The sequence below is a fragment of the Dyadobacter sp. HNCC25DJ187 genome (assembly GCF_056895255.1).
Genome location: NZ_JBXHAT010000001.1, coordinates 1,448,207 through 1,473,344 on the forward strand (window position 1 = coordinate 1,448,207; position 25,138 = coordinate 1,473,344).

A 25,138-nucleotide genomic window follows, 5' to 3' on the forward strand; every position below is an offset into this window, starting at 1 on the left:
TTAGTACTATTTAAGAAACATAGTATCACCATGCTGTTCTATTATGACTGGGAATGTTTCCCTGATCACGTGTAAATCTGCAGACAGTGATTTAAGCTCCAAAGTTGTATTGATTTTTTGTTTCCCCCAATTCTGATTTTCTACAACGATATTCGCTTTGTACATTTCACTCAGCTTTGAGATCACCTCGGATAGCGGAATATCATGACACACCAGTTTGCCCGTTCGGTAATATTTGTAAAGCTCGTTATCATTCTGCTGTTTTTTGAGCTGGCTATTTTCTTTAGCTACGATTACTTTTTGATGTGGCTCCAGCTTCACCTTCGCCGCCGACTTCTCCACTTCCACAAGCCCTGTTTCTACAATCACCTCTGTAATACTATCGTTACTTTTTATATTGAATGATGTGCCTACTACAGTCACAGTTACGTCATTAACTGTGATCACAAATGGCTTTGACTTATCAGGCTGAACATCAAAGAAAGCTTCTCCTCTTAGTGTGACAGATCGCGAGGCTCCGTGAGCAAAACCTTCCGGATACGATATAGAAGACCTGCGATTCAGCGTTACGACTGAACCATCCGGCAAAGTATCGGTCAGCGCCTCCGAACCCGCCTTTACAGTCATCAACTCTTCCGGACGATTTCTGAACATCGAGAAGTATACCGCCCATCCGACTCCCGTCATAATAACCATAGCAGCAGCTATCCTGAACAAGTAATTCTGCTTATTGCGATTCAATTCAATAACAGTAGTTTCATTTTCAGTCGTACGCTTTTTGAAACGTTTCCAGGCTTCTTCTTCATTGACATTGCTTGTCGCAGCAAGCTCTCTGCTCTGTTGCCATATCAGTTTGAAGTGATTGTAATACTTTTCATTTTCAGAATGTTGAGCCCGCCATTGCTCGACCTTTTCCTGTTCAGCTGTTGTGGCTTCATTCAGTATACATTTCACCAGAAGATCATCCATGATGTGATTTGGGTTTGTGTTCATGACCATCTGTATCAGTTAGCCTAAGAAAAATAATAAAAACGAAGCCGGAAGGAAATCAACCAGTTTGATGCGCAGCAGTCTCAGCGCCTTCCCCATTTGGTTTTCGACGGTTTTGACCGGAAGTTCAAGTCGATCAGCAATTTCCTGGTATTTCAATTCTTCAAAACGGCTCATCTGAAAAATGGTACGGCACTTTTCCGGCAGTTCTTTTAATGCCACATCCAGTCTCTCTTCCAGCTCCCGCAGTTCAATGTTGTGCGCCGTGTTATTAGTATTTTCCATCTGACTTGCCGCATAGGTTTGGTAGGCGTCTCTTACTTTTAAATGCTTGATGTAATTCAGACTTTCATGATAGACAGACCGGTACAGATAGCCGCTTACAGATTCTCTTATCTCAATCTGTTCCGTTTTTTCCCACAAACGGCAAAAAACATTCTGGACCATTTCCTCGGCCATTACCTCATCATGCAAAATTGTGCAGGCATAAGCATGCAGTCCTTTGAAGTGTTTTTTAAAAACGATTTCAAATTCGTGTTCTCTGTCTTTACTAAGGTTTTGTTCTGCTGATTCGGCAACATTCATACTGAAACTGTGTTCATATCATCACAAAAATAAGCGCCTGGCTTTGTTGTTCATCAAGATGACAACAAGTCAGGCGCTTACCCTAAATTTTATTCAAAATTAGTTTTTCTTCTTAGCAGTTTTGGCTGTTTCTCCTTTGGATGTATTGAAGCGTTTGTCCGGAGTACCGTCTTTCTTCAGGTTTTTGTTTTCTGTGAAACGCTTGTCGGCAGTACCATCCTTCTTTAATTTCTGGTTTTCGGTGTAACGTTTATCAGGAGTACCGTCTTTTTTGGTTTTAATTTCCTTTTTAGCTGGTGTAGACGTAGCTGGTGTTGCAGTTTGTGCGAAGGCATTACCTGCGACTACAAGAAATGCCGCTACCAACAGTGCTTTTAACTTTTTCATGCTTACAGAATTTAAAGTGAGTGATAGTTTTAATGCTTTGTAAAAATAACAGGAAGTAATGGTATTGTGTATATATGAAGTAAAGAATTCGGTTTGATGCCACATTTAGTCTGAACGATATAGGTAACAGAAACACATAACCAATTCACCGCTCAGCCTGCTCACGCATGCAGACCGGATCGAAAAAAATCAACAAAACCAATTATTACTTACATTTGCATAGAGCAAATTTATAACTCTGCAGCAGTCCAAATTACAAAAATGAACATCCAGCAACTTGAATATATTGTAGCCGTAGATAATCACAGGCATTTTGTACAGGCGGCAGAACATTGCCATGTAACACAACCAACTCTTTCTATGATGATTCGTAAGTTGGAAGAAGAATTGGGAATCAAGATTTTTGACAGGACAAAACAGCCTATTGTTCCTACAGGTGTCGGGAGACAAATTATTGATCAGGCAAAGATTATTCTACGCGAAACCGGCCGTATCAATGAAATTGCCAAACATTTCAATGGAGACCTTTCCGGAGAACTTCGTATCGGAATCATACCTACTATTGCTCCGTATTTACTTCCACATGTTGTACAGCCCTTCATAGAAGCATATCCACACATCAGGCTTCACGTGTCGGAAATGACAACTGAACGGATTATATCTGAGTTGAAAACAGGTAATATTGATGTCGGAATTGTAGCAACACTATCGGGAGAAAATAGCTTGCAGGAGATTCATTTGTATAAAGAGCGCTTTTACGCTTATGTCTCGGCCAATACACTCCTGTATAACAAACAGTACATTCTGCCGGGTGACATTGAACCTAACGAACTTTGGTTGCTTGAAGAAGGACACTGTTTCAGGACCCAGATACAGCGACTTTGTGAATTAAGTAAAAGTAGCCAGTTTGGGAATAGCTTTAATTATCGATCAGGAAGCATTGAAACGCTGATACGTATGGTTGATCGCAATGGTGGCATCACTATATTACCTGAACTTGCAGTAGCAGAATTATCAGAAGAACGTAAAAAGCATATCCGACATTTTCGATATCCTGAGCCTGCTCGCGAGGTCTGTTTGGTAGTGAACAGAGAACAAGTAAAATCTCGACTGATTGATGCCTTACATAAAGGAATTTGCGGACATATTCCACAAATGCTTCTTGAAAACAACGAACAGATCAGAATATATTAAAAAATTTAGATGTAAGATTTGAATTTAAAATACATAGCAAATAACTCCTATCTGGGATACATCTCGACTAACTATGGTTAGAAATAATCTTACAATCCAGGTTTCCATACAAAATTTACCGATTTAGGTATCTTTCAGACCGACGTGATTTTGTGCTTCAACTTCTGTTTTTCTATTTCATTTTGTGTATTGTAGGGGCTGTTGTATAAATTCGCCATGATACCCACCCTCCCCCTTGGTTTTTTGACTACATTATAAAACAATCGAAAAGTGGATAAAGTACAAGCGTTTATGTCCGGCGTTATCAATCGCAACCCGGGAGAAAATGAGTTTCATCAGGCAGTTCAGGAAGTAGCTGAATCAATCGTTCCTTTCCTGGAAGACAAACCGGTCTATCAGAAAGCAAAAATTTTTGAAAGGATTGTTGAGCCGGAAAGGGTTATCATTTTCCGTGTTCCGTGGATTAATGACCAGGGCGAAATCGAGGTGAACCGCGGTTACCGTGTACAGGCCAATAGCGCCATCGGTCCTTACAAAGGTGGCTTGAGATTTCATCCATCGGTCAATCTGAGTACATTGAAATTTCTTGCTTTCGAGCAAACCTTCAAAAACAGCCTGACGCAACTACCCATGGGTGGCGGAAAGGGAGGATCAGATTTCGATCCGAAAGGCAAATCAGACCGTGAAGTGATGATGTTTTGCCAAAGCTTTATGACTGAATTATTCCGTCATATCAGTTCCGACAACGACGTTCCTGCCGGAGACATTGGCGTTGGAGGCCGTGAAATCGGATTTTTGTTCGGACAATACAAAAGACTTAAAAATGAATTCACCGGAGTTCTTACCGGAAAAGGAGCAAGCTATGGGGGAAGTTTGATTCGTCCCGAAGCAACCGGATACGGAGTTGTTTACTTCGTAGAACAAATGCTGAAACTCCGTAAGGATAGCATTAAGGGAAAAACAGTTGTCATATCCGGTTCGGGTAATGTAGCTCAGTATACGCTGGAAAAATGCATTGAACTCGGCGCAAAAGTGGTGACACTTTCTGATTCAGCGGGATATATTTATGATGAGACAGGTATCGATTCGGAGAAATTCGCATACATCATGCATCTGAAAAATGAAGTACGTGGACGCATAAAATCATACGCGGATAAGTTTGGTTGTACATATGTAGAAGGCAGAAAACCCTGGGAAGTTCCTTGCGACATTGCATTGCCTAATGCCACACAGAACGAGCTGACCGAAGACGATGCCAGATTGCTGATCAAAAACGGTTGTAAGCTCGTAGCGGAAGGTGCGAATATGCCATGTACCAACGAAGCCATCGCTGTATTCGAAAATGAAGACATTATGTATGCTCCTGGCAAGGCAGCAAATGCTGGTGGAGTAGCAGTTTCTGGTCTGGAGATGTCTCAAAACTCACTGCGCCTGTCATGGCCCCGTGAGGAAGTTGATCAAAGATTGCAGGACATCATGTTCAATATACATGCGACCTGCACAAAGTACGGACATACGCCCGACGGCAGAATGAGCTACGTACAAGGAGCCAACATTGGTGGTTTTGTGCGCGTGGCTGATGCAATGCTTGCCCAGGGTATTGTTTAATTTCGCTTTTAAATATAAGGTAAATGGTCAGGGAGCCGCACCCGCCATTTGCTTTTTTTCTTTCTGACCTTGCCCCTTCTCTGAGCAAACCTGCAGAGCTTCCGCATACCCTACCCCACTTACCGTCTGGTCTGATTTTTTCTGATGTAAGATAAAACGTATAGCCATGAAGATATCATTTTCACATTGAAGAGATTTCCGGATGGCTTTACTTTTAGTAAAAAGTAACATTATTTCCATCTTAAAATTCAGAAATACATGGGCCTGTTCGATTCATTTTCTCAGATAAGAAACATTCTTAAAAATATAGATCTGGCGGCGGTACACAAGCTTTCTCAGAAAGTTGACCTCAACAAACTCATGGGCACAGTGTCAAAAATGAGTGAGGAAGATTTGGCGAAAATGCTGAAATTCATGCAGGCAGGCTCCGGCGACAAACGCCCTAAACCGGAAGTTAACGGAGATTTTTATGATTTAAGTAAAACTTTGTCTGCGGAAGAAAGAGCGATCCAACTGAAAGTACGGGAGTTTATGGAAACGGAGATTAAACCTATAGCCAATGAATATTGGAACAAGGCGCACTTTCCTATGCACATCATCTCATTGATGGCTAAGCTGGACATATGCGGGCTTACCTACAAAGGCTACGGCTGTGCGGGAAAATCCTCGCTTCTGGAGGGATTCATTGCCATGGAAATGGCCCGCATTGATTCTTCAATTTCTACATTTTTCGGTGTTCACAGCGGACTGGCTATGGGATCTATCTACCTCTGTGGATCGGAAGAACAAAAACAATACTGGCTGCCACTCATGCAGCGTATGGAGATAATCGGCGCATTTGGTCTCACCGAACCGGAAGTAGGCTCAGCTGCTGCCGGAGGACTCACTACAACCTGCCGCAGAGAAGGTGATGAATGGATTTTGAACGGTCAAAAAAAATGGATCGGCAATGCCACATTTTCAGATATTACGATCATCTGGGCAAGAAACCCAGAAGACAATCAGGTGAAAGGATTTATCGTCAGAAAAGATAATCCGGGTTTTAAAGCTGAAAAAATGGAGGATAAAATGGCGCTCAGAACGGTACAAAATGCGCTAATCACCCTTACCGACTGCCGTGTCAGCGAGGTGGACAGACTTCAGAACGCCAATTCTTTTAAGGATACAGCTAAAGTGCTGCGTATGACGCGCGCCGGTGTTGCCTGGCAGGCTGTTGGTTGCGGACGTGGAGCGTACGAACTGGCATTGAAATACACCATGGAGCGTAAGCAGTTTGGCCGGCCCATTGCAAGTTTCCAGTTGGTGCAGGATTTATTGGTAACCATGCTCGGCGATCTTACGGCCATGCAAACCATGGTACACAGGCTATCTCAATTACAAGATGAAGGCAACATCACCGATGAACATGCATCCCTGGCCAAGGTATTCTGTACGCTGCGCATGAGATCCATCGTTGACCATGCCCGAGAACTTTTCGGAGGGAACGGTATCTTACTGGAGTACGACATCGCCAGATTCGTAGCCGATGCAGAGGCTATTTATTCCTATGAAGGAACAAAGGAAATTAATTCACTGATTGTAGGGAGAGCCATTACGGGTGAAAGCGCATTTGTGTAATCCTCGTAGCATCAACAGTGACATTATTCTGTTTTGGACAACTGGAATGAAAATTTAGATTCTTTGTTAACTAACGAAACGCCAATTAGCTTTAATAATTAATATGAACTGGATTACCATTACAAGTGAAGAGCAGATACAGGGTATCGCCCAATCAGATGAAACCGCTATCATATATAAACATAGTCCACGTTGCATGACGAGCTTGATGACTTACAGACAGCTGAAGTCGGAAGTAACCGGCCAAAGTAATCTAGACCTGCCAATCTACATTGTAGATGTCATCAGCAACCGCAGAGAATCGCAGTTTATCGCACATACATTTCATGTTGAGCATCAATCGCCACAGATACTTGTTGTTAAGAACGGGCAGAGTATCTTCGATACATCCCATGAAAGAGTATCGCTTCAAAACGCTCTTACTTATCTTAACTGATAAAGTAAAATATACATAACAAAAGCACAATTTGGACATTATCCAAATATATGGAAATATTCCATATATTTGAATAATAAACAGCTGACGTTATGGAAGAGCTCAATTACCTCATTATATCCCCTGAAATGGTTTGGCAATGGCATTTTGATTTGAACCGGGGTAAACATTTTAAAGAATTACTGGGAAAAGATGCCAGAGCATTTATAAACCTGCTGGACAGTGGAAGGGAAATATACATTGAAGATATACTTCCCCCCACCGCCATAAAATCTGAAGCGGACTATGGTTAATCTGCTTTTAACTTTAATACCGGTTCCGGTAAGGGTATGTATCCCGTTTCTCCTTCTATAGCAGGATAATTTTGCTGTTGCCAATTCAGTTTTGCAGCTTCTATCAGTTCGCGGTTGGTTGCTACGAAATTCCAGTAGATCAAACGTTCTTCCGGAAAAGGTTCTCCACCAAAAATATAAACCGTTGTACCAGCTTCCATCACAAATTCACATAAGGAACTGTCCTTGGCCACCAGAATTCGTTTGGGTTCGTGTAAAATACCTTCGCTTTCCACACCTCCTTCCAATATATACATGCCTGCCTCTCCAAACAGATCCTTACCGATGTTAACCGATTTACGTGTTTCTGTTTTCAGTTCAATCAAAAACAATTTGCTGTAAACCGGAACAGGAGACCTTCTTCCAAGAAATTCTCCTGCAATTAATTTATAGCGAACTCCACCGTCTTCCCAAGACGGAATAGCATTCGCTTCAGCATGGTAAAACTCAGGGTCCATTTGCTCCAGTTCTTTCGGCAAAGCAACCCATATCTGTAAACCATGCAATTCTTTATCCGTATGCCGTAGTCGCTCCGGAGTTCTTTCGGAATGAACAATTCCTTTTCCGGCCGTCATCCAGTTTACTTGTCCGGGTGTAATTTCTACATGGTTATTCAGCGTATCGCGGTGCAAGATCGCTCCATCAAAAAGATAGGTCAAAGTAGACAATCCTATATGAGGATGAGGGCCTATATCAATGTTCTGATAATCTTTGAGATTGGCCGGCCCCATGTGATCAATAAATATGAAAGGTCCTACCATTCGCTTATTACGGAATGGAAGTAATCGACCCACCAGAAAATTCCCTATGTCAGCAGGGCGCTCCTCAATAATGATATTAATATTAGACATCGTGTTTTAAGATTTCGTTAACACAACCACAAGTTAGGTAACCTTCCTAAGTTTTAGATTAGTATTACCGCAATTTCTGTTATTGCTCTGTATGATTATTTCTAACAACGAAGAAACCATATCACAGCAACCCCTGGTTACATATTTCAGCATAAGTTGCTGTTTAAAATCTGGAACGATTTTTGTTTGGAGTAAGAAGCCATGAGAATCGGACTTTCCTGCGCAACTGCTTTTTCATACATTTGCCCCACAACACCATGAATGAATACGAAGAAAACATACAGCACGAGTTGCTGAAATGGCAGGAAAAGATGCAAAAGCCCCCTTCCGGGTTAAACAAGCTGTCCAAAAATGTACAGGACAGAATCAATAATGTGATCCCCGATCGTGTGCATGAAGTCATTACTGCCAGTATCAAGCAAATGACCCGTGGTGTCCTCTATGGCGCAGGTTTTACTACGACACGCAATGTACTTTTCAAGTCGATGGAACATGCTGAATATGCAGTAAAGGAAAGAATAGAATTTTATAAAAGGGCAGGTGCCGCTGAAGGAGGTATTACAGGTGCCGGGGGATTCATGCTCGCTCTGGCAGAGTTCCCGATCCTGATTGGTATTAAAATGAAATTACTTTTCGATATTGCCTCTTTATACGGAAAACCTATTGATGACTATCGGGAACGCCTTTTCATTCTCCATATTTTTCAACTTGCATTCTCAAGCCAGAAGACCAGACAAAGGGTGTTTGAACAAATAAAAAATTGGGATTCCAAAGCAGCCGTACTTCCGGAAGACATTCATCAATTCGATTGGAAAGGGTTTCAGCAAGAATACAGAGACTATATTGATTTAGCGAAAATGGCTCAACTTATTCCCGGAATAGGTGCGGCAGTTGGTTTGATTGTGAATTACCGTTTATTGAACCAATTGGGTAAAACAGCGATGAACGCTTACAGAATGCGTTGGTTTGAGAGCAGAAGCCTGTCGGCACATCTTCACACATCTACGCTGACAGACAATACCGGCTCATGAAAGCCAAAAGTATATTATTAACAGTTACAAGTTTATTTTAGTCGTTAAACGAAATTTAATGAGCTCAAAGGAAAAAGTATTTACAAAAAGACTCGACTACGCATTTCTGTCGGTATATAATGGTTATGTATTCTTTCTGCGTTTTTTCAGAGAGGCATTTCGCGGAAGAATGGAATTCCCGGAACTGGTAAAACAGTGCTATGCGATCGGATACAAAGCGCTGCTTCTCATCAGCCTAACGGGTTTCATTACCGGAATGGTGTTTACTAAACAATCACGTCCATCCCTGGCAGAATTCGGAGCCACATCCTGGCTCCCGTCTTTGGTTTCAATTGCCATTGTACGAGCACTTGCAGCATTAGTAACAGCACTCATCTGTTCCGGAAAAGTAGGATCAAGTATTGGTGCGGAATTAGGGTCCATGAGGGTAACTGAACAAATTGATGCAATGGAAGTGTCGGCAGTTAATCCTTTCAAATTCCTGGTCGTTACACGGGTACTTGCAAGCACAATTACGATACCTATCCTTATGTTCTACTGTACGATGGTTAGTTTAATGGGCGCCTTTTTGAATGTGACACTCAATGAAGGCACAAGTTTTATAGCATTCTTCGAAAATGCTTTTGAACAGATCACATTTCTGGATATCGGAACTTCACTAATGAAAGCCATAGCTTATGGATTCACAATTGGAATTGTGGGTTGCTACCAGGGATATAATGCAAGCAAGGGTACTGAGGGAGTAGGAAAAGCAGCTAATGCATCTGTAGTTATCTCCATGTTTCTCATTTTTATTGAGGAAGTTATTATCGTTCAGGTTTCGAATTATTTCAGAGTATAGACATGGCAAAAACCATAGATCACAATTTACAAGTTATTTCTGTCAGAGATTTATACAAATCGTTTGGCGACCTTCACGTACTACGTGGGGTAAACCTGGAAGTGAGTAAGGGAGAAAACGTAGTCGTTCTTGGGCGTTCAGGAACAGGAAAATCTGTGTTGATCAAAATTCTGGTAGGATTGCTGAAACAAGACAGAGGCTCAGCCCTCGTATTGGGACAGGAAGTTTCGGAATTAGGTGAAAAGGAATTACGCCAGCTTCGGCTTAAGATTGGCTTCTCCTTTCAGAACAGCGCACTGTACGACAGTATGACTGTTCGTGAAAATCTGGAATTTCCGCTCGTAAGAAATGTGGAAGGGCTTTCGCGTGCAGATATCAATCAAAAAGTCGAAAGCGTTCTGGATGCCGTAGGTTTACTGCAAACGATTAATCAGGCACCATCCGAATTATCAGGTGGGCAACGGAAAAGAATCGGGATTGCACGTACCCTCATTCTTGAGCCTGAAATTATGCTTTACGATGAGCCAACAGCCGGTTTGGATCCGATCACCTGTATTGAAATTAACGAGTTAATCAACGAAGTACAGGAAAAATTCCATACAAGTGCCATCATCATTACACATGACCTTACCTGCGCTCGCCAGACGGGAGACAGAATCGCTATGCTTCTTGACGGTCACTTTACAAAGCAAGGTCCGTTTGAAGAGGTCTTTGCTGAGAATGATGAAAGAATTAAAAGTTTTTACGATTATAATTTTATACAATAAGAATGGAAACATCAGCCAGAAAACGCTCTATCACGGTAGGTCTGTTTGTAATTATAGGAATTCTCATCTTTGTGGTCGGGGTGCTCACGATTGGCAGTATGAAGAAGGTATTTGCTACCAGTATAGCTGTCAAAAGTATTTTTCATGACGTAAATGGCCTTAAACAAGGAAATAACGTTTGGTATTCCGGTGTAAAAATCGGCACGGTTAAAAAGATCCGTTTCCTGGATAACTCTCAGGTAGAGGTTATTATGAATATTGAGGAAAAGTCTCAGGAGTTTGTCAGAAAAAATGCCAAAGCCAAAATAAGTACAGACGGATTAATTGGTAATAAAATCATTGTTATATACGGTGGTACGCAGAAAGTACCGGCCATTGAAGATGGCGATCAACTTGCGGTAGAGAAAATAGAAAGTACCGAAGAAATGCTTGCTGTACTTTCAGAAAACAATAAAAACCTCCTGGGAATTACCAGCGCATTCAAAACAATCAGTAAAAACATCCTGGAAGGTAAAGGTACCGTAGGTATGCTTTTGAATGACGAAAGGCTTTACAATGACGTGGATCAAACATTGGGCGCGCTTAAAAAAGCATCCGTAAACGCACAAACATTAACAGCATCTCTGGCAGGCTTCACTTCCAAATTGAACCAAAAGGGAGGGCTTGCGAATGATTTTGCCACTGATACGGTCATTATGAGAGATATCCGATCAACCATCGGAAAATTGAACGAAACTGTATCTTCAGCTGGTGTGATGGTTGATAACCTGAAATCGACAACAGCAGAACTTAATTCGAACACAACAAGTCCTCTTGGAGTATTACTGCATGACGAAAAAACAGCATCCAACCTGAAAGGAACACTGCAGAATCTGGAAAGCAGTACTGAAAAGCTGGATGAAAACATGGAGGCATTAAGGTCTAACTTCCTGTTTCGCAGATACTTTAAACGTAAGGCTAAAGAGGAGGCTAAACAACCATCCAAAGAAGAATCAGCTGAAGCAGTGAAGGATACCATTCAGTAAATTTGAGAATGTGTATTGAGTCGGCGAATAATTTCTACAGTAGTTAATGAATACTTTTTCTTACTTTGTAAAAATTTAAAACCGACAACTTTTTCATTTGCTTTCAGAATGACCCTTCAAATAAATCCGGCATTAGACATCAATTATTTAAATCAGGTTTATGGTGATGATGCGAATATCATACACCTTATATTTGATGCATTCCTCAGCGACTCTATGCCACGATGGCATTCACTGGAAGCAGCATTAGATGAAGAAAATCTGGAAGAGTCCGCCAGCATTGTACATGGTTTAAAACCTTCTTTTACCATGGCAGGACTGACGACGATACGACCAAAAGTAGATCAACTGGAGAGGGATATCAAGGCAAAAGTTGAATTTGAAGTACTTAGGCAGGCATATCAGAATATTTCAGCGGAATTGCTGCCCATTATACCTATTCTGGAAAACGAGTCGAAAAGATTATCAGCTATATAATTAGCCCTATACAGAAGCTTCTCAGCCTAAAAGGCTGGGAAGCTTCTGTCATTCAAGGTGTTTTTCTTTTTGCTTTCTCCCATACGGCACTCTGGCTTCCTGCAAAGTATCTGTTGATCCCGGCTAAGACAGCGTAATTCATCATACAGAAATAGTAAGGGACAAACAATGCTTTCACTTTAATCCTCCGCTTTTCCAGGAACCAACCTGCCAGTGCCATCACGTAAAAAAGGACTTGCATAAACAATAAGAACAGGTACAACAGATCCGGATCATCCATACAAATCAGCACGTTCAGGATCAAAGATATGAACAACAGAAATGGTGTGATCGTCCAGCGTAATACACGATGACTTATGTATTGAAAGCTCAATACAGGATACCGGAATGGATTTAAAAGTGGTAGCAGACGCATAATAGACTGAATTCCTCCTGCCGCAATGCGCACCTTGCGTTTCAGCTCTTCCGTGATATTATCCGATGACTGCTCGGAGGCATAAGCATCGGGTTCATAAATAATGCGATATCCCTGCTTAGCAATCAGCATTGAAATCATGAAATCATCCAGAATCGTATCCGATTCCACATGTTGGTACAGTGAACGACGCACACTGAAAAGCTCTCCAGCAGCACCAACAACCGAATACAACTCCGAATCCCACTTTTTCAAGGTAGACTCATACTTCCAATAAAAACCTTCCCCTGCCGTGGCATCTGAAAAATCATCCTGTATTACACGCTTTTCACCGGATACGGCTCCCACTTCCCTATCCGCATAATGCCGGACGATCAGTTTCAATGCTTCCTTATTCAGAAACGTATTGGCGTCAGTATAAATAACGATCTCCGATGTAACAGCATCCATGGCGCGGTGTATAGCATGAATTTTCCCCTTACGCTCCGTCGAATGCATCAGGTCTATAATACCGCGATAACGGCCAACAATCTCGGCAGACGCATCAGTAGATCCGTCAGTTACGAACAACAAGTGTAACTTATCATTCTCATAATCAAGAGCCAGCGTATTCTGTATCTTCTCCTCCATGATACTCTCTTCATTATACGCAGCGACGATGAGTGTTACCGTCGGCATGTATTCCCCTGGTTCTAGGACCTTTCGCTTTCCTGTAATAGAAATCCGAAGCCTGACGAGTACATATAGCACAATTCCATAACCAACATAAGTGTAAAATACAATGAATAGACTGAGCCAGAATAAAATTTTCATTTTGTTGAGTTAATCTTGAAACCTAGGTCTGAACTGTTAACACCATTTTTAAAATGCCAGAAAATGGCCTGAAAGAATACCGGTATAAAATGCGTTTCCTTATTTTTTAAATACAGGAGCAAATTCCTGGGTACAACAGTAAGCAGAAAGTAGAAGCAAAAAATAAAGAATCTGAATCCGGGAGCATTACGACGGATAAACAATATTCTGTTTCTTGTCATAAAGTACTCCTTTAATGCAGATCGCTTACCAACTGAAACCGATTCTTTGTGATAGATAAGAGTCCTTAGATTCGTATAAACCTCATAACCAGCTCTTTTTATTTTTTCGCACCAGTCGAGCTCCTCGTAATACAGAAAGTAATTCTCACTCATAAATCCTGCTTTTTCAATAGCTTCCCGTCGTACCATCATTGCTGCACCGTGCGCATATCCCGTAGGACCACTTTCCTGATCATACTGCCCGTGATCTGTTTCAAACTGCCCTACACAATGGTTTTTTGCCATATAGTAATTCATGGGTGTGTAGCCTGCATATTGCAGCATACCAGGTTGATCAAAATAGTGAATTTTTGGAGAAAGAATCCCAATCCGAGGATTATCATCCATTGTTTTGACCAACTGAGCAATCAGATTGTGCGTAACTTCTGTATCATTATTAATCAGGAAAAAGTAATCACCCTTCGCTTCTTTGATACCCAGGTTATTCCCGCCCGCAAATCCCAGATTAACCTCTGATCTGATAAAATGAATATCGCTGTATATGCTCTTCCACTGTGGAACCGGATCCATGGTACTACCATTATCTACGACAATGATCTCGAGTGAAGGGTATGAATTTATATCTCTAAGAGATTTCAATAAATCAGCGGTTACTTCCGGCTGATTGAAATTAACAGTAACAATTGAAACCATTTTCATTCAGTATAACAGAGGCGTTGAGTATTAATATTGAATATAGGTGAATCAAATATAGAGGTGTAGAATTATTTCAAAGTTAGTAATTATTGCCAGCTTTACTAAGCAGGGCATATATGATGCGCTACTTACAGATGACTGCATTTTACGGCGTGCCCGAAGAAGCATTATAGTTGCTCCTCAAGTGTCATTCCTTCCAACATATGCGACAAAATAGGGGCACACTTCTCTTGACAAGAAGGATAAAACGCTCCATGTTTCCAGTGAGTCGATTTGGGAGAAGCTCCCCACCAGAATTCAGCCATTGCTATTGGCTTCAAGTGATGCTGAAAAGCAAACTGCAACAGCTTTGGCGCAGCACATTCTCCTGCACCGGCTGGAGGATTCTTATGCCCCCACGTTTCAAAAATGTTTCTTAAACTTTTTTCACTACCCGAGTTATTCAAAAAATGGTATTGGTCAAAAAGTTCGTTTTGCAACTCCACCGAGCGTCTTCTACGCGCTTCCTTTATTAGATTCACTTCTGCTAAGCTATGAGCGCTGAGCAGTTCCAAAGCTGCGATACGACGACCGAAGTCTAAAATCTCCAGCATCCCTGCGTTCAGAAACCCCTCGCAAGCAAGTCCGTCATATACAGGTGGCACAAAAAACGAATGATGGTTGCTACCTGCCAATTTGCCGGAGAAGGCTGCCAGATAACCGAGCTCTTCGTTTTCTGTGGCCACTACCAGCACGCCGAACATTTTTCCGATCACAGGAAGAAGATCATTGGTCCCCAACCCAAAATTATGCCTCCATTCGTCCTGAGAAATCAAGTGTGCCTGTAGCATTTGAGACGCAAGCAAACTCAACGGATGCGGTGTATACTGAAATGGGAAAGTGAATTTTCCGGGTAGGCGAATACCGCCGGTAGTTAGCGTATCCAGCGGATGAAACTTGGCCTTTGCCGATGTAGTTGTTAACATCAAGAAATTAGTTGAGATGTTTATGCCAGGTGTAACCACATATACATCATTTCAGACAACAAAGCTAAGCCGTTGACGATGCTAATGCAATTATTAGAGATGTACTAACAAAATATTGATTGTAACGATAGAACTATTTCATATCTGGTATTAATCACTTAGTTTTAAGAAAAATAGAGAATATTTGAGGTAATACACAACCTAATAGATCACAACCAGCATAAAACTGCCGATTCATCCAGTGAAAATTAAAAGACTTCTCGAAATAAAGAAAGTTTCAAAAGATACGAACTATGTTTTTAACGAAAGCGGAATAGGTCAAATCGAATTGGAAGTGAAGATTCAGGAGTTGATCACCATTCTCAAAACAACTCAACTTTCCAGAAAGCAAGTACGGGTTTATCAAAATAGGATCACTGAAGCATTTGAAGACGCCATTGTATCACCAGACAACCCCATTAAACCTTTCAAAATGCTGGATCAGCACGAGACACTGACCCGGGAGGAATTATTGGACGGATTCGAAAAATTACTTTCCGAGAATCAGATAGACAGTAATATAGGTCGTGAAATCAAGCGAAGAAATGTGTTTCAGAAGATCATCGTAAGTCTTATTGCCACAGTACTGATCGCAGCCGGATTTGCCATGATCATTATGCCGGCACCACCTAGTTTTGAGCTCTTCACCATATTCTATTTTAATCACGACGACGGTGTTACGATCATGGATCTTGTATCCCTTCTAATTGTTTTATCTGGTGTTTTTCTGTTTGTCCAAACCTTCACAAAGAAATGATCGCATTTCCTGAACCACCGGATCATACCAAAACCATACTGTTGGTTGAAGACAATTTGCTCTTCAGAAAGGTCATGAGTTCAGCATTGACCAGAGCAGGCTACAACTGTGTGTTGGCAACCTCTGCGCCTGAAGCACTTCGCCTTCTTCTTCTGGAAGAGCCGCACCTGATACTCTCTGACTATGACATGCCGGAAATGAACGGTTTCGATTTCAGGCAGGCTGTTTTGGCTAATCCCAGATTCTCGGATATTCCATTCGTATTCCTAACATCGCATACAGACAATTCGATGATTCTGGAAGGCTTAAATCTGAATGCGTTAGACTACATTAACAAAGAAACCTCCATTCCGGTCATTATCTCAAAGCTTAACAATATCATCAAGTCGCTGGAAAATGAGCATGTTAAATCAATACACGAGCTCAGGACCGCTGCTGATGCATTAAATGTAAAATCAATACCATCGAAAGATCCGCAAATTAATGGATTCAGGATCAATTTTTGGCATAAGGGTTACCGAGGTTATCCTGGTGGAGATTTCCTGGACTTTGTGAAAGTGGATGACAGATATTGCTTTGCTTTTCTGGGGGATATTATGGGGAAGAAATGGAAAGCCTGGTTTTTCACTTTCGGTTTTTTGAGTTACATAAGAGCCGCCATACGATTTTGTGTTTTGGATGATGATTTGAGACTGGATAGTATCGTTCAAAAGATAAACCGACTTGTGTTTATGGACGAGAGTCTTCAGAATATTCTTTCAAGCCTGTCGTTGCTCTTGATAGACAGCGAAACGGGAGAAATCCACTATACAGGTGCGGGAGATCTTCCATTAATTAACCACAGCAGAAATGCTCATGTTACAAGTACTGTTTTATCTTCAGGCTTGCTACTTGGCTTATTAGAGGATGGGTTTTATGATAATCAAACCGTAGCAATGAATAGCGGTGATCAGCTTGCAATTTTCACGGACGGAATGATAGACATACCCTCCACAGCCGGAAAAAAAACCGATTATCCTTTTTTTGTATCTAAGATACAACCTTACCTTGGGCAACTAAATAGCTTTGATTTGATAAAATCAAATGTACTTGATCAAATTACAGATAGAAATCAACTCGATGACGCTAGCATTATTTTTATAGAAAAATTATAAATCCTCATGATACTTGAAATAAAAGAAATCGAAAATGTAGTACAAGCTACCATCATTCCTCAGGAAGCAAACCTCAAGCACGCAGAAGCTTTTAAAGAAGAAATGATTACAATTATTGCTAACGGCGCTAAATTGGTAATAGTTAGCTATGAAAACGTTAATTATATAGACAGTTCATTTTTGGGAAGTCTGGTAGTAGCTTTAAAATATGCCATGCCCCGAAACGTTGATATTTATCTTGTCTCACTAAAGCCAGATGTTAAAAACCTGCTCACACTTATCAGGATGGACAAAGTTTTTAAAATATATAAAGATTACCAGCACGCTATGGACACTCTAAATTGATTGCATGAAACAGGAAACGGATCGTATACAAGTAATCTTTAATAATAATAGTGACGAGATATCAGGTGTTTTGCATAAATGCAGTTCATTTATCCTTTCTAATACCAGCCAGCCGGCTGAATCTTTATTGTTATCAAAGATAAAATGGGTGTTGACAGAATTGCTCACAAATGCAGTAAAGCATTGCGGAACCGCAAACTGTATTATTGAGCTGACAATTAATGAAAGCGAAATAATCGTAGCAAAGCTAGATTCCGGTGTTCCTTTTCATTTAAAGGACTCATCAGGAGAACAGGCAATTAACTGGCCGGTGGCAGGCAATCTTCGAGGGACCAAACATCTGATCTATTCAAGTTACAACGAGATGCTACTTGCTCATATTCAAATGGATGGTAGCGTTATTTTTTCCATAGAAGAGCCGGCAGATAGTAGCAATGAATCGGATACAGCTCTCATGTCTATTAGTGAGCACTTTGGACTACTTATCATAGCAAAGTCGTCAACGAAGTTTTCTTACAAATATGACGGTGTTAACCGCATGAATCACTTCATCAGCAAATTCGCAACTCACTCTCAGGCGTAAACCAAAATTCGTATTTGATCCAGCTTTCCATGCTTTTTTTATCACATTATTCCTTTACGGATAACAGCTGCAGCGTTCCTTTTATCCACCTGTATCTGAGATAAATTGTCCGTAAAGCACGAATAAAGATATTGTTGCTTTCTCTCCACTTGCTTCGGGATGCCATACTGGGCTCCAAAACCGAATTTTTCTGATCAAAAAGTGTATTAAACTCTTCGTAGAACAACCCTTTGCCTTCTGCTTTAATAAATCGTAGTGCCAGGTCAAACTCCGCCTTATCCATGTTTATCCCTTCTCTATACCTTCCAAATTTATCAAAAAAACTAGTTCTCCTTAGATGCGGATGATCACTGTAAATATAAAATTTGATATGATTCTGATTCCAAAAATTGAATCCCATATAAGAAAAACCATCTTTAAATGGCTTTAGTATAGGATGTCTGAAATAGGCATAAAAACGAACGATATCAATGGAAGCATCTTCGTCTAAGTATCCAACAGCATTTTTTAATCGTGAAGGAAACAGAGGTGTAGGAACAAAATCTTCCTGAACGTAAAGGGTATAAAGACTATTGACAACATCCTGGCCCTTATTAATATTTCTGGCAAGCCCACCATTTATATCAGCCAATACTAATTTGATATCAAATATTTCTTTAAGTCTATGTAATTCTTTTACGTGCTCAGAATTACTGCAATCATCGGAAACAACAATATCACAAAAATGACAATTTAACTCTTTAAATGAATTCAAAAGTCGCTCAAGTGAACTACTCCTGTTATAATGCGTTATTAAAAGTGTTACATCCGAAAAATTATACATTTAATAAACTGTTATTAATATCATTGTAAATATATAAGCATAATCAACATTAATAATTAATTACCTATAGAGAGATATAGATTAAAATACATCATCACAGAAAGGAAATAATTACTTCTATTTAGCAGCAGTATATTTTTGCAGTATTGCAGCTATTTCATTAACTCTAACCTCCCAGGTATTCTTAGAAGCAACCTGTATTCGCTTATTTATATTTTGGGTATTATCATCTGACAAAGCCTTGCTTATTCCTTCTGAAAAAGATATAGAGTTTCCACAAAAAGCAACGGTATCTTCAGTGAATTCCGCCAGATCCATATTAAAATCAGAACAAACCACAGGTTTTCCAGCGCCTAAATATTCAAAAAGTTTTAAAGGGAATATTGTCTTACTGACGTCATCCTTTTTAAACGGTATCAATGCTACGTCAAATCCCTTCACCACCGATGGCATTTCGTCGTAGGCGACAGCTCCGGTTAATTTCACATTATCAATTCCGTGGAACCAGTCCGGTACGAATTCATCTGAAACAGGCCCCACAAACACAAATGTTTTATCAGGATTTAAATCAAACACTTCCCGAAGCATTAAATAGTCAATTCTTCTCTCAACAGCACCAAAATATCCAATGATCGGCGATTTCAGTCCCGAAAGTAATGTATTTACTTTTAGATTCGGGTCTACTACCTTACTGCTATGGCTCAGATCGGCAGCATTCGGTACAAAATAAGTGTGAGTATTCTGTCTTTTCTTTTCTTCATAAAGAGCTCTGCTACTGCAAATTACCACATCACTCTCTATGGTTAAAATCTTCTCTGAACGTTCACCATGTTTACGATTAAACCAAAAAACGAGTGGATCCAGACAGTGATATACAGTTAATCGGGGGTTGAGAAATTTACGCAGCGTTGGATAATGAAAATTGAAAGAATTGATATATATATAATCATTAATTCTCAATCTACGAAGGATCCTCTTGAGTTTAAAACTAATAAGATACTCATTGACTTTCAATAGTGAGCGAAACAAACGTCCTTCCGGAAGAAAGTTTATAGAAAAGATGACCGGTGGAAAAATAAGAAACAGGTGGGGTGTTTCGGTCTCACATATCTTCGTACTGAAAAGAGACATAAAACCCTTTCTCTTTAAATACTCCGGACTTTTCCTGAATTTAAAGTAGTCCTTTAATGTGTACGGATTTTCAATATAGTATACACTATTACTACTTGCCAATAATCTGGCTGTCGTAAAATTCGTTGACTCTATCTCCGAATTAACCCTTGGCAAGGCGAAGATAATAATATTATGTCCGTTGAGCTTCATGTTTTAAAAAATCGCTAACAGGAATTACTATTCAATTCCATCTTCAATTCTCAGGAAATACTTATATTTACAATATTGCTGTAATTATATAAAGTACTATCGATAGGTTTGCAAAGATACAAGGTTTTATCTTGCTATATATCAATAGGATTTCAATAAATTAAGTTATTTTTTGTAACCAGAATATTATTATGTACCGTTACTTGATGCCCATATGAGGTAACCTTTATTTTCTCTAATTTGATGAGATCTATTTCACGACATACAACCTCAACCCTACGTATCAGGTAAAATTATTTTATCCATAAATAAATCTGGTATAGTAAACTGCTTATTTTGGCACAATTATAGGCACTATCATATCTAGAAAATTAGAAAGTCACCAATATCCAGTAAACGGGACGATATGAAAATACTTTTTGACCATCAAAAATTTACCACACAAAAATATGGTGGCATTAGTAGATATTTCTTCAACATCATTCAAAAAATTCGTCAATCTCATAACGACTCATGTGAGGTTGCAGTATTACATTCTGAAAATCATTATCTCAACCCCACGGTTTCCAATAAGGATCTCTATATCAACAGATTACTGAATATTAATTATTTTTCAAAAAAACTCTACAAAATCAACGAAGCATATTCAAAACGATTGGTTCAAAAAAATGAGTTTGATGTCTTTCATCCTACCTATTATGATCCCTATTTTCTCGGAGACCTGAAAAAGCCCATGGTATCCACTATTCATGATATGACCTATGAAAGATTACCGGAGTACTTTTGGGCTCAGGATCCACTTACCTATCACAAACGTCTACAAATTGAAAGGGCAGATGCCATCATTGCCATATCCGAAACCACTAAAAGCGATCTCATTCATTTTCATCATGTTGACGAAAGAAAGGTTGTCGTGATTTATCATGGTATTGAACCGGATAGTCCACTACTTTTGAAAGAGGTTCCAGGGCTTGCACCTCATTATCTGTTATATGTTGGAGATCGAAGTGGTTACAAAAATTTCTATTTGTTTATCGAAGCATTTAAAATACTTTCAGCCAGATATCCCGACTTACAAGTAATACTTACAGGTGGAGGTACACTGGGGAATGCGGATCGGGAGCTGCTATACAGACTAAAGTTAACGGAGCGTGTGAAGCATTTCAATGTCACAGACGAACAATTGAATTACCTGTACGCGAACGCACTCGTTTTTGTATATCCATCTCTATATGAAGGATTTGGACTTCCTATTCTCGAATCTTTCAAAGCAAAATGTCCTGTTTTGCTAAGCGATACAACATGCTTTAAAGAGATAGGATCGGATGCAGTCGAATATTTTTCCTCCCGGAATGTGGATGATTTGGTTTTTAAACTTGAGGGCTTTTTAACAGACGCTTCCAAAAGGGACTTGTTAATCAACAAGGGCCTGGCCAGACTCCGCGACTTTCCACTTGATATTTCTATAGAAAAGACACTGAATGTCTACAGATCTCTGACTTGATTTAAAGTCATAAAACTTTTCTCCAAGTAAATCGGTTTGTCATTATTCCTCTTGGGTGTTCTCTACCAATACGGAATCCAAACCAATTTTCAGGCGCAATGACTGTGTTGGCCTTAGGACATGTAAACGCAGCCCACCAGGCAAAAGTACTATTTGATATGATTGCTACGTCTGCATTCTGAATCAATTGAAAATCTATAATTTCGGAATTACTTGAAAAAACATAGTTAGGTTTTTCCTGAAATTCCTTCCGCACGAAGTCCATGTCGTCACTCACAAAAATAACTTTATAAGTAGCTGCATGTTCTATTGACTCGAGCTGAGCTTTGAAATAATTTATGGGCAAAGATATGTCCCTTTTACCATACGTCAGGTAGTCTGTGCGGCGAATATGGACCACTATGACCTTATTATTTCTAAACAGTTCACCAAACTTCAATTCAAAATCATCCCTGTATCGTTGTCTGATCTTTAATTTTGGCGCTGTTTCAAGGTGTTTAAGGTAAAAATCTGACTGAAAATAACCGTTATAAATCGTATTATTTTCCGGAATCAACTCTTTCGGTGCAAAAAAATTATGAATGTATATATGTCTGAAGCTGGCAATTTTAGGCAAAATTCTGCTTAGGAATGAGATCTTACCAGGATTCATCAGCGTATTATCATACCATCCAAAATCGAAATATTTGGTTAGGTAGGCATGATTTGGGTTTGGGAAAAAGTAAAAATTACTACCATCCCTTGTTTTCAAATATTTGAGGAAATAATATTGAAACAACTGATTTCCTAACCGGCCATTAAATTTAACACCTACCATATATCCTGTCACGTTTATTAATTAGATCTACCCATTTTTCGTCTCCAGACAGGCAAGATGTATCTTTCAAAAAACTCCGGATAGAAGGCAAACAAGTAAACTATTGTATTCCAAACACTTACATTCACCTCTTTTTTCAAAATTACCTGTGCTACAGCAAATCCTGCGATATTAGAAATCAAAGTAGCATAGGCAGCTCCCATTACCCCTATTTGCGATATGAGAAAATAATTTAAGCTCAGATTCAGTACCGTTGTACCGACAACCACAAGAAATGTCACTTTTGTTTTACCTATCGAGTCGAGAATAGTCCCAAATTGACGTCCATAAGGAATCAGCAGACAGTATAACAGCGTCACATGTAGTAGCGGGATGGAGTCTGCGTATTTTTCACCGGCTATAAAATGTATGACGAAATCAGAGAAAAAATAAAGGAACAAAACGCCAGGCAGCACAAGTGCCAGTGTGGTACCGACAGATTTTTCATACAGGTATTTAATTGCACTTTTTCCTTCCTCTGCCATCCTTTTTGCACTTTGGGGAAAGACGACAACCGCAATTGCATTTCCCGGTATATCAATCAGATTGGTAATTCTCACTGCAATGTTAAACGCACCGGATGCTGCTGGTGACAACAAAGCGCCCAACATCATTTGATCTACTGTGCCCGACAATAAAGAACTTACCGAGGTACCAAATGCATATTTCCCATAGCCAAACAAACGACTTATCCATTCTTTATTTATTGAAAAGGGAAAATTTAGTTTTTGGCGGACGAACCGAAAAGCGACTAATACGCTTATTGCAACACTAATAATTTGTACCCAAACGAGATGTATTAATTCCAGATCAAATCCTGACAGATAAGTAAACAGAATGAATGAAAAGAAAAATGACTGTCTGATAAAATTGGTAATAAAGATACCGTTGAACTGAAGACTTGCCTGCTCTATTGCATTAAACTGAGTAAGCACTCCCGAAAAAATAAATACCAGCAGATAGATATACAGTAAACCAATAAGCTGCGGTGCTTCCCAGATACTGCTCAGAAAGGGAGCCAGCGATATAATTAGGATGATACAAAATAATGTTACCAACGCGCTGATCATAGAAGAGGAAGAAACGATTTCCCCGTGATCCGCCTGATCTGAAGATGCAAGGTACTTGACCAGGGCATTCTGAATAAGTCCACTTCGAACTGCCTCCAGAATGGTCGTTACTGACATAAAAAGTGTCCATACACCAAATTCGTCCTTACTCAATACTCTCACGAGAAAGTAAAATCCCGCAAAACCAAAGAAAACGCCCGAAAAATTCTGTAGCAAATTGATGAAACCCGCTTTAATCCAGTAATGTCCCTTTGTCTTGCTTTCCATGTAAATTAATAATCATGCAAAATACCTGTCAACATACTCTTTAACCTCCTCGTCATTCTTTGCATGATAAATTTCAGCCCCTGAAAACTTGGGGTACAGCTTTTCAAAACATTTGAAATGGTGTTCCGGCCCTTTTTTCGAAAGAATCAGATTTTTTCCTCCAAAGTAACTGGCCAGCGTTGCAGTACCCCCATGTATCGATATGAAATGAGATGAATTGGCATAGACCATTAGTTGCAGATGATTGAAGTTATGTGCTTTGGCCTCATTCTTAGCATAGAGATCTTCCATGAGCACTACCTCAGGGTACTCGTTTTGCAGCCATGAATATTCATCCATATCATAGATGTCACTATTATCCATGGTAATGTTTTGCGGTCGTGGCCTGTTGTAGATAACAGTATATTTGTCTTTGACTTCGTCCAGAATAAACTTCAGCATCTCTATACTGTAAAAACTAACCGGCGGCCCGTCCCATTCCATGTTATACCGGTTTGCGATAATAAGAATAGGTTTACTAAACCGATAGATCGTATTACTGTATTTTTCCTTCAATGGAACAGGAAGCCATTTACTCATGTCATAGTCCTGGCTGTACAAAATCCTTGGCATTTCGAAGTTGTAATTTCCCTCATTGGTTCGGGTCTCAAACGCCTCCTGATGATTATCTGAGAAGAAATATAGTTCTGAGGTGTATTTCGATGACTTGGTACTTCTCAGTGTTCCATTTTTAAAGTGCCAATATGCAAACGGTAACGCAAACTGAAGTTCCGGAGCAAATTCACCGTTAAATGTCAGCTCTTTGTACTTGCGTTTGAAGACGTAGTCATTAAAAATGTACTTGAGCTGTACGAGCTTGCACATGTAGGTATCCCTGTAGAAATATTTCAGCCCGGTTGGCAGCTTACCATACCTGATCAGTAATAAAAGGCTGAGAAATTTATTTAACATATGGGTTGTTGAGTACTTCCTGAAAACTTCTGAAGGAACCCCAGTCGGGCGACTCCGGAAGAGTTGTGCTTATCTAAAAACCAAAAGTAGAATTAATTTACGAATTAAAATAAACACCTTAGAATTATTATTGTAATCATTGAACAACTTTTTTATCTTACAATAATTAGATATAAATTTGATCGATTTAACTAATTCGCTTTTTTACTCAACAT

Annotated in this window: 28 protein-coding genes; 15 read left to right on the top strand and 13 right to left on the bottom strand. The window is 39.8% G+C overall.

What is annotated here, in order from left to right; all coding sequences use genetic code 11:
- Window positions 1-6: 6 nt before the first annotated feature.
- From AC1XUE_RS05950 to AC1XUE_RS05960, 3 genes are all read right to left on the bottom strand, one after another.
- Window positions 7-993: a FecR family protein gene (locus AC1XUE_RS05950; RefSeq protein ID WP_483355017.1), complete on the bottom strand. Its 987-nt coding sequence runs from the start codon at window positions 991-993 to the stop codon at window positions 7-9.
- A 15-nt stretch (window positions 994-1,008) separates the two neighbouring features.
- Window positions 1,009-1,575 carry an RNA polymerase sigma-70 factor gene (locus tag AC1XUE_RS05955; protein WP_483355018.1) on the bottom strand — a complete coding sequence of 189 codons (567 nt, stop codon included), beginning with the start codon at window positions 1,573-1,575 and terminating at the stop codon, window positions 1,009-1,011.
- Between the two features lie 99 nt (window positions 1,576-1,674).
- Window positions 1,675-1,962: a hypothetical protein gene (locus AC1XUE_RS05960; protein WP_483355019.1), complete on the bottom strand. Its 288-nt coding sequence runs from the start codon at window positions 1,960-1,962 to the stop codon at window positions 1,675-1,677.
- 261 nt (window positions 1,963-2,223) lie between these two features.
- Between AC1XUE_RS05960 and AC1XUE_RS05965 the strand changes: the two genes are divergently transcribed.
- Window positions 2,224-3,156: a LysR substrate-binding domain-containing protein gene (locus AC1XUE_RS05965; protein WP_483355020.1), complete on the top strand. Its 933-nt coding sequence runs from the start codon at window positions 2,224-2,226 to the stop codon at window positions 3,154-3,156.
- Window positions 3,157-3,426: 270 nt separating this feature from the next.
- Window positions 3,427-4,764, top strand: coding sequence for an NADP-specific glutamate dehydrogenase (gdhA, locus tag AC1XUE_RS05970; protein ID WP_483355021.1), 1,338 nt, complete (start codon window positions 3,427-3,429; stop codon window positions 4,762-4,764).
- A 27-nt stretch (window positions 4,765-4,791) separates the two neighbouring features.
- On the opposite strand, the gene AC1XUE_RS05975 is transcribed toward gdhA, so the two are convergent.
- Window positions 4,792-4,932 carry a hypothetical protein gene (locus AC1XUE_RS05975; protein WP_483355022.1) on the bottom strand — a complete coding sequence of 47 codons (141 nt, stop codon included), beginning with the start codon at window positions 4,930-4,932 and terminating at the stop codon, window positions 4,792-4,794.
- 90 nt (window positions 4,933-5,022) lie between these two features.
- Here AC1XUE_RS05975 and AC1XUE_RS05980 point away from each other — a divergent pair, with 90 nt between their 5' ends.
- The 3 genes from AC1XUE_RS05980 to AC1XUE_RS05990 all read left to right on the top strand — a co-directional run bounded on the left by AC1XUE_RS05980 (window position 5,023) and on the right by AC1XUE_RS05990 (window position 7,110).
- Window positions 5,023-6,381: an acyl-CoA dehydrogenase family protein gene (locus tag AC1XUE_RS05980; RefSeq protein ID WP_483355023.1), complete on the top strand. Its 1,359-nt coding sequence runs from the start codon at window positions 5,023-5,025 to the stop codon at window positions 6,379-6,381.
- Window positions 6,382-6,484: 103 nt separating this feature from the next.
- Complete coding sequence (ytxJ, locus tag AC1XUE_RS05985) at window positions 6,485-6,817, top strand: bacillithiol system redox-active protein YtxJ (RefSeq protein WP_483355024.1); 333 nt, start codon at window positions 6,485-6,487, stop codon at window positions 6,815-6,817.
- A gap of 92 nt (window positions 6,818-6,909) precedes the next feature.
- Entirely contained in the window at window positions 6,910-7,110 is a 201-nt protein-coding gene (locus tag AC1XUE_RS05990; RefSeq protein ID WP_483355025.1) for a hypothetical protein, read from the top strand.
- Here AC1XUE_RS05990 and AC1XUE_RS05995 read toward each other — a convergent pair.
- Window positions 7,107-8,000, bottom strand: coding sequence for a pirin family protein (locus AC1XUE_RS05995; protein WP_483355026.1), 894 nt, complete (start codon window positions 7,998-8,000; stop codon window positions 7,107-7,109). The two genes, AC1XUE_RS05990 and AC1XUE_RS05995, sit on opposite strands and share 4 nt — an antisense overlap.
- A 257-nt stretch (window positions 8,001-8,257) precedes the next feature.
- Between AC1XUE_RS05995 and AC1XUE_RS06000 the strand changes: the two genes are divergently transcribed.
- The 5 genes from AC1XUE_RS06000 to AC1XUE_RS06020 all read left to right on the top strand — a co-directional run bounded on the left by AC1XUE_RS06000 (window position 8,258) and on the right by AC1XUE_RS06020 (window position 12,141).
- Window positions 8,258-9,031 carry an EcsC family protein gene (locus AC1XUE_RS06000; protein WP_483355027.1) on the top strand — a complete coding sequence of 258 codons (774 nt, stop codon included), beginning with the start codon at window positions 8,258-8,260 and terminating at the stop codon, window positions 9,029-9,031.
- 58 nt (window positions 9,032-9,089) lie between these two features.
- Window positions 9,090-9,872 carry an MlaE family ABC transporter permease gene (locus AC1XUE_RS06005; protein ID WP_483355028.1) on the top strand — a complete coding sequence of 261 codons (783 nt, stop codon included), beginning with the start codon at window positions 9,090-9,092 and terminating at the stop codon, window positions 9,870-9,872.
- 2 nt (window positions 9,873-9,874) lie between these two features.
- Entirely contained in the window at window positions 9,875-10,639 is a 765-nt protein-coding gene (locus AC1XUE_RS06010; RefSeq protein WP_483355029.1) for an ABC transporter ATP-binding protein, read from the top strand.
- Between the two features lie 2 nt (window positions 10,640-10,641).
- Window positions 10,642-11,664 carry an MlaD family protein gene (locus AC1XUE_RS06015; RefSeq protein WP_483355030.1) on the top strand — a complete coding sequence of 341 codons (1,023 nt, stop codon included), beginning with the start codon at window positions 10,642-10,644 and terminating at the stop codon, window positions 11,662-11,664.
- A 108-nt stretch (window positions 11,665-11,772) separates the two neighbouring features.
- Entirely contained in the window at window positions 11,773-12,141 is a 369-nt protein-coding gene (locus AC1XUE_RS06020; RefSeq protein WP_483355031.1) for an Hpt domain-containing protein, read from the top strand.
- 52 nt (window positions 12,142-12,193) lie between these two features.
- On the opposite strand, the gene AC1XUE_RS06025 is transcribed toward AC1XUE_RS06020, so the two are convergent.
- From AC1XUE_RS06025 to AC1XUE_RS06035, 3 genes are all read right to left on the bottom strand, one after another.
- Complete coding sequence (locus AC1XUE_RS06025) at window positions 12,194-13,369, bottom strand: glycosyltransferase family 2 protein (RefSeq protein ID WP_483355032.1); 1,176 nt, start codon at window positions 13,367-13,369, stop codon at window positions 12,194-12,196.
- The gene (locus AC1XUE_RS06030; RefSeq protein WP_483355033.1) at window positions 13,366-14,283 is read right to left on the bottom strand and encodes a glycosyltransferase family 2 protein; all 918 of its coding nucleotides are present in this window, start codon (window positions 14,281-14,283) and stop codon (window positions 13,366-13,368) included. Before AC1XUE_RS06030 ends, AC1XUE_RS06025 begins: the two co-directional genes overlap by 4 nt.
- A gap of 170 nt (window positions 14,284-14,453) precedes the next feature.
- Window positions 14,454-15,251, bottom strand: a complete 798-nt coding sequence (locus AC1XUE_RS06035; protein WP_483355034.1) for a pseudouridylate synthase — start codon at window positions 15,249-15,251, stop codon at window positions 14,454-14,456.
- A gap of 241 nt (window positions 15,252-15,492) precedes the next feature.
- Between AC1XUE_RS06035 and AC1XUE_RS06040 the strand changes: the two genes are divergently transcribed.
- The 4 genes from AC1XUE_RS06040 to AC1XUE_RS06055 are packed head-to-tail and all read left to right on the top strand — an operon-like array spanning window position 15,493 to window position 18,129.
- On the top strand, window positions 15,493-16,047 hold the full coding sequence (locus tag AC1XUE_RS06040; protein ID WP_483355035.1) for a hypothetical protein: 555 nt from the start codon (window positions 15,493-15,495) through the stop codon (window positions 16,045-16,047).
- A complete protein-coding gene (locus AC1XUE_RS06045; RefSeq protein ID WP_483355036.1) occupies window positions 16,044-17,201 on the top strand; it encodes a response regulator in 1,158 nt (385 codons plus the stop codon). Before AC1XUE_RS06040 ends, AC1XUE_RS06045 begins: the two co-directional genes overlap by 4 nt.
- A 6-nt stretch (window positions 17,202-17,207) precedes the next feature.
- Complete coding sequence (locus tag AC1XUE_RS06050) at window positions 17,208-17,546, top strand: STAS domain-containing protein (RefSeq protein ID WP_483355037.1); 339 nt, start codon at window positions 17,208-17,210, stop codon at window positions 17,544-17,546.
- A 4-nt stretch (window positions 17,547-17,550) separates the two neighbouring features.
- Window positions 17,551-18,129, top strand: coding sequence for an ATP-binding protein (locus AC1XUE_RS06055; RefSeq protein ID WP_483355038.1), 579 nt, complete (start codon window positions 17,551-17,553; stop codon window positions 18,127-18,129).
- 46 nt (window positions 18,130-18,175) lie between these two features.
- Here the strand turns inward: AC1XUE_RS06055 and AC1XUE_RS06060 are convergent, their stop codons facing one another.
- Both AC1XUE_RS06060 and AC1XUE_RS06065 read right to left on the bottom strand, forming a co-directional pair.
- Complete coding sequence (locus AC1XUE_RS06060) at window positions 18,176-18,952, bottom strand: glycosyltransferase (RefSeq protein ID WP_483355039.1); 777 nt, start codon at window positions 18,950-18,952, stop codon at window positions 18,176-18,178.
- 117 nt (window positions 18,953-19,069) lie between these two features.
- The gene (locus AC1XUE_RS06065; RefSeq protein WP_483355040.1) at window positions 19,070-19,912 is read right to left on the bottom strand and encodes a glycosyltransferase; all 843 of its coding nucleotides are present in this window, start codon (window positions 19,910-19,912) and stop codon (window positions 19,070-19,072) included.
- A 769-nt stretch (window positions 19,913-20,681) separates the two neighbouring features.
- On the opposite strand from AC1XUE_RS06065, the gene AC1XUE_RS06070 reads away from it, so the two are divergent.
- Window positions 20,682-21,779, top strand: a complete 1,098-nt coding sequence (locus tag AC1XUE_RS06070; RefSeq protein WP_483355041.1) for a glycosyltransferase family 4 protein — start codon at window positions 20,682-20,684, stop codon at window positions 21,777-21,779.
- Window positions 21,780-21,786: 7 nt separating this feature from the next.
- On the opposite strand, the gene AC1XUE_RS06075 is transcribed toward AC1XUE_RS06070, so the two are convergent.
- The 3 genes from AC1XUE_RS06075 to AC1XUE_RS06085 are packed head-to-tail and all read right to left on the bottom strand — an operon-like array spanning window position 21,787 to window position 24,923.
- Window positions 21,787-22,596, bottom strand: coding sequence for an alpha-1,2-fucosyltransferase (locus AC1XUE_RS06075; RefSeq protein WP_483355042.1), 810 nt, complete (start codon window positions 22,594-22,596; stop codon window positions 21,787-21,789).
- Between the two features lie 17 nt (window positions 22,597-22,613).
- Window positions 22,614-23,972 carry a flippase gene (locus AC1XUE_RS06080; protein WP_483355043.1) on the bottom strand — a complete coding sequence of 453 codons (1,359 nt, stop codon included), beginning with the start codon at window positions 23,970-23,972 and terminating at the stop codon, window positions 22,614-22,616.
- 12 nt (window positions 23,973-23,984) lie between these two features.
- Entirely contained in the window at window positions 23,985-24,923 is a 939-nt protein-coding gene (locus tag AC1XUE_RS06085) for a hypothetical protein (RefSeq protein WP_483355044.1), read from the bottom strand.
- Between the last annotated feature and the right edge of the window lie 215 nt (window positions 24,924-25,138).